The 4824-nt window shown below is 42.6% G+C and carries 3 protein-coding genes, 1 tRNA gene and 1 pseudogene; all 5 read right to left on the reverse strand.

The window, feature by feature from the left end:
- Positions 1-225: 225 nt before the first annotated feature.
- Positions 226-315: transfer RNA gene (locus tag ACW6OJ_RS07420), tRNA-Ser, on the reverse strand.
- Between the two features lie 58 nt (positions 316-373).
- Positions 374-2008, reverse strand: coding sequence for a cell wall-binding repeat-containing protein (locus tag ACW6OJ_RS07425; protein WP_456096189.1), 1635 nt, complete (start codon positions 2006-2008; stop codon positions 374-376).
- A 130-nt stretch (positions 2009-2138) separates the two neighbouring features.
- Positions 2139-3335 (reverse strand): deaminase, encoded by a 1197-nt coding sequence (locus tag ACW6OJ_RS07430; RefSeq protein ID WP_456096190.1) that lies wholly within the window; start codon positions 3333-3335, stop codon positions 2139-2141.
- An 8-nt stretch (positions 3336-3343) separates the two neighbouring features.
- The gene (gene thiH, locus ACW6OJ_RS07435) at positions 3344-4519 is read right to left on the reverse strand and encodes a 2-iminoacetate synthase ThiH (RefSeq protein ID WP_456096192.1); all 1176 of its coding nucleotides are present in this window, start codon (positions 4517-4519) and stop codon (positions 3344-3346) included.
- Positions 4520-4530: 11 nt separating this feature from the next.
- Positions 4531-4824 (reverse strand): annotated as a pseudogene (locus tag ACW6OJ_RS07440) (thiazole synthase); the annotation flags it as partial.

Here is a 4824-nt window from a genome sequence, read left to right on the forward strand (position 1 = left end):
TAATAAAGAATGAAAAAATAATATTGACAATATTATTCACTATTTTATCTATAGTAAGTATATATTATATAACATAATTAGGAAAGAATCATGACAACCCGTCCAACGGATGGTTTACAGGTTGTATAAAAGCCTATGGTATCCCATACCATAGGCTTTTTTATTGGGCTAATTGCCTTTAAAATAGTTGTATAATGTTTTCATGTTTAATTAATTCATATTTAATGGCGGAGAGAGAGGGATTTGAACCCTCGGTGCAGTTTCCCACACACCCGCTTTCCAGGCGAGCCCCTTAAGCCACTCGGACACCTCTCCGTATTATTTCCACCTAGATAATAATACCACAAGTAGTCCAATTTTATAAGCCCCTATTTTAATTATAGTCAATAAATTCCTGCATATTGTACATCTTCCTATTCATGATACCCCCCACTGAACGGAAGCCCACCCCATAATAACCAAGGGAAGGATCAGTAAGCTCATACTGTTTCAAGGCCTGAGTCCAGAGTTCCCTCTCTTCGTGGCTAGGGTTCTTAACATGTATAGCTGGATCATCATAGGTAGGTTGGGATGAGTAGAAGGTATAGTTCCTAGAATTCTTCTGACAGAATTCCTTTACCCCATCATGACAGGCAAAGTGGTCTACATTTCCCCCACTCTTGTCATGGCTATTCTTAGCTAGACTCTTATAGGAAAAGTTGTTGCCATGGTCTGCTTCAAATTTTTCTATGGCCCTGATAACCATATCCTTATCAATTTCCAGGTTCCTATTCTTGGTAAATATCACATTTTCCTTTTTGACACCCATGGTTTCTAGGGCCCTTACCATTTCCATATCCCTTAGGTAGGTGAAGTCATCCCTACTAATCCTACTCCTGTTAGTCCTGATAAATTCACGGTCAAGGGACTCATATATCTTACTCTTACTACCATCTGTCATCAGTATTAGGTAGACCTTCCTTCCGTCCTTTACATCTCTGATTATATCCAGTCCCATGTCTATAGTCTCATCATCCTGGTGGGGATTTATATATACTACGTCTGTCATGTACTTTTTAACTAGACCACCCACTGCTACTATCTTTTGAAAGTGGTAGTCGTGGACCTCTTCACTGGTATTCTTGACCAAAACTATGTTGGCCTTCATTATCCCTGCAAGGGGAGATGCTGCTACCGTATCTGCAAAGGTAAGACCTGAGGCTACTAGGCTATTCTTACTATCTGGATAATAGTCCTTCTGTATAATCCTAGATGTCTGGTACCTGTCCTGACCACTTATTCTTCTGGCCTTGCCTATCTTGGCCATAGACTCACTACTGATGGTATTTTCTCCACCTATCACCAAGACCTCTTCTGCCCCGTAATCATTTATTATCTTGGCCATATTATCATCTATATCCTTTGGTACCAAGAGCATTGGGACCTTGTTGGCATATGAATAGGATGACATGGATAGGCTATCTGCAAAAACCTCACTGCTGGCCAATATCAGACTCTTTTTTGTAGTTGTCTTATTCTTATTGGCAAATTCACCACACTTGTATGACAAATCAAAGGGTTTTTCGGCACTTATCCGAGTAACCTTACAGCCCTCTTCTACTAGGTCAGCTTCTAGCTTGGGGTTTATATTGCAGCCAACTAGGTAGGCATGCTCTGCCCTTAGTCTTATCATCTCTGCCCTAGTCCCCCTATCTAGTCCCCTCTTACTGTTCAATAGTATTGGAGCATCCAGGTAGGCCGATACCTGAATTGCAGACATACTGTCTACATAGTTGGATCCATCTACTATTATGACCTCATCTGAATGGTCATAGGTCATCTGCGAGATGAGCCTAGATGTATCTTGCCTGTCCTTGCCACTCAGATTTATATAGTCCTTGCTGGAATCAGTTAGAAATTGGTCAACTTGTCTTTCTCCATAGGCATCTGCCTTTGGTCCACCAAACAAGCCCATACTCATACTAACCACACCGGCAAGCACTAGGCCTCTATTTAAAAACTTATTCATTGATATACCTCCGAACAATAGAATTTTACGTGAAAGTCTCTCCTATCAATAGAATATCACATAATACCATGCTTGTAATTATATTTTAGTCCACAATTTATTAAATTTTATATTTTTTGAGATTTTTCCGCTAGAGGTCCTCTTTCCTAGGCTTACTTGATTTTTCCTGCCTTCTTTCCATGAAAAAATCAGTCAAGAGCTTGCTGGCCTCTTCCTCAAGCAGTCCAAACTCGTAGTAGATCTTCCTGTCCCTATAAACCTCTAGCTTGAAGTTGTTATGCTTGCCCACCAGGTGGTTTTTCTTGTGGCTGGCACCTATATATAGGCTTTTTATCCTAGAATTCTCTATGGCTCCAGCACACATTAGGCAGGGCTCCATGGTCACATACATCTGGCAGTCGTATAGCCTCCACCTAGATAGGGTCTTGGCTGCATTTTGTATGGCTACCATTTCTGCATGCTGACTTGGGTCCCCTGTCAGCTCTACCTGGTTAAAGCCCCTACCCACTATCTTTCCATCATGGACTACAACTGCACCAATAGGGGTCTCCCCTATGGTATAGGCCTTTTTAGCCTCCTTGAGGGCCTCAGACATAAAATACTCCTTGTCCTTGTCATCTGTTTGATATAGGTCCCTAACTGGCTGGTCTGACCTGTCAGACTCCCTAGCATGGCCACAGGACCTAAGGTCAGGACCTTTATCCTTCATGATGCCTGACATAAGGGACACACCATGGACCCCTCTGGCAAGGACCTGGTCTACCCTGTCCAAACAGATACCACCTATGGCATATACTGGCAGACTAGATACCCTGCACATTTTGTCTAAAAAGTCTAGTCCCCTAGGCTCTAGTCCCTTCTTGCAATCAGTTGTAAATATGTGTCCTGCGAATATATGGCTAGCCCCCAGCCTTTGAGCCTGGCTAGCCTCCTCAGGCGAATGGGTTGAAACTCCTACATGGTCAAAGTAACCTATAAAGCACCTGTACTTATTCACATCCTCGGCCAGTTCTAGGAGGTCATGGAGGGGCATATGTATATTTTTTATCCCCAACTTCATGGCAGATCTCCAGAATTTGTGGGCATAAAGGTCTATTCCATGGGTCTGGCACAGTACTTGTGTTTCACCAAGTAATTTTAGGTAGGCTTCCTCCTCTAGGTCCTTTTCCCTCAAGACCAGTCCCTCTATTATAAAGTCGTCCAAATATGTTCCCTCTACATAGGCATCAAATACCTCTTCAAGCCTCTTTAAAAGTCCATCCTGACAGGCCTTCCTATTGGTTACGACCATTAATTTTTTCTTGTTCTTTTCCCCTCTTTTTTCCATATTGCTCCTTATTTGATACCCTCTTTAGTTAGGTTTATATAATCACTCATTACTGGCTGTAGGCCACCAGACTTTATAGCTTCAAAGACCTCATTAACATCTCTTGTATCAGCTATTTCAAACTGCTCATCGCCCTTTTCCTCTTCAATATCCTCAGAATGACTTCCTATACCCGTGCTTACACCAGCAGATATCTTTGTAGCTGCTATTTTTATGATATTATCCCTAAACCTTGCTAGCTCTCTGGTTGATACAGTGATACTGACAAATGGTAGAAAGATCCTATAGGCGCATATTATCTGTAGTAGCTGGGTTTCATGAACATCCTTAGGGTTTATTTTATCATTATTTATAATAGGTCTCAACCTTGGACATGAAATTGCTATCTCTGCATGGGGATATTTTTGCTGGAGTAGGTAGGCATGGTAGCCTGTAGCAAAGGCATCCTTCCTAAAGTCATCCAGCCCTAGTAGGGCTGCAAAACCTACCCCTCTCATTCCCCCTCTCAGGGCCCTCTCTTGAGCATTTAACCTATATGGAAAGACCCTCTTATGGCCCGCTAAATGTAGGGTTTCATACTTGTCAGAATTATAGGTTTCCTGAAATACTGTCACATAATCTGCCCCGCATGAATTAAGGTAGGCATACTCATCAGTGTTCATAGGATAGACTTCCAAGCCCACTATACTAAAGTACTTGCTGGCCAACCTACAGGCCTCTCCTATATATTTTACATCGGAGTGCTTCCTGCTCTCTCCAGTCAGGATTAAAATTTCTTGTAGGCCTGTTTCTGCTATGGCCTTCATTTCCTTTTCAATCTGGTCGAAATTTAATCTAGACCTCTTTATCTTGTTGTGGGAATTGAAGCCACAATAGATGCAGTGGTTCTCACAGTAGTTGGCTATATATAGGGGTGTAAACATATATATAGAGTTACCAAAATGGGCCCTTGTCTCCCTCTGGGCCCTCTGGGCAATCTCTTCCAAAAAGTCTTGGGCTGCTGGTGATAGGAGGGCCTGAAAGTCCCTAGGTGACAAGGTATCCTTGGCCAGGGCTACCTTGACATCATTTGCAGTAAAAGAATCGTAGTCATAGGCCTCCATCTGGTCTATTACCCTGGTCATTATATCCGATTCAAGCCTTTCCATCCCCTTCATATATTCCATATGGTCAATCATCTTCATTCCTATACCTCCTAATCCTCTAAAAATCCTGTCAAAGGTGATGAGGCTACTCCACCCTTTTCTATAACCCTACCTAGCTTGGCTAGGTAGGCCAACCTACCAGCCTCTATAGCCTGCTTGAAGGCCTGGGCCATCATAGGTATATTTCCAGCAGTTGCTATGGCAGTGTTGGCCATTATTGCAGAAGCCCCCATTTCCATAGCCTCGCAGGCCTGAGATGGTCTACCTATACCCGCATCTACAATTACTGGCAGGTCTATCTCATCTATCAAGATTTGTATAAAGTCTTTGGTAGCCAAGCCCTT

It is taken from the genome of Peptostreptococcus sp. (assembly GCF_977045075.1).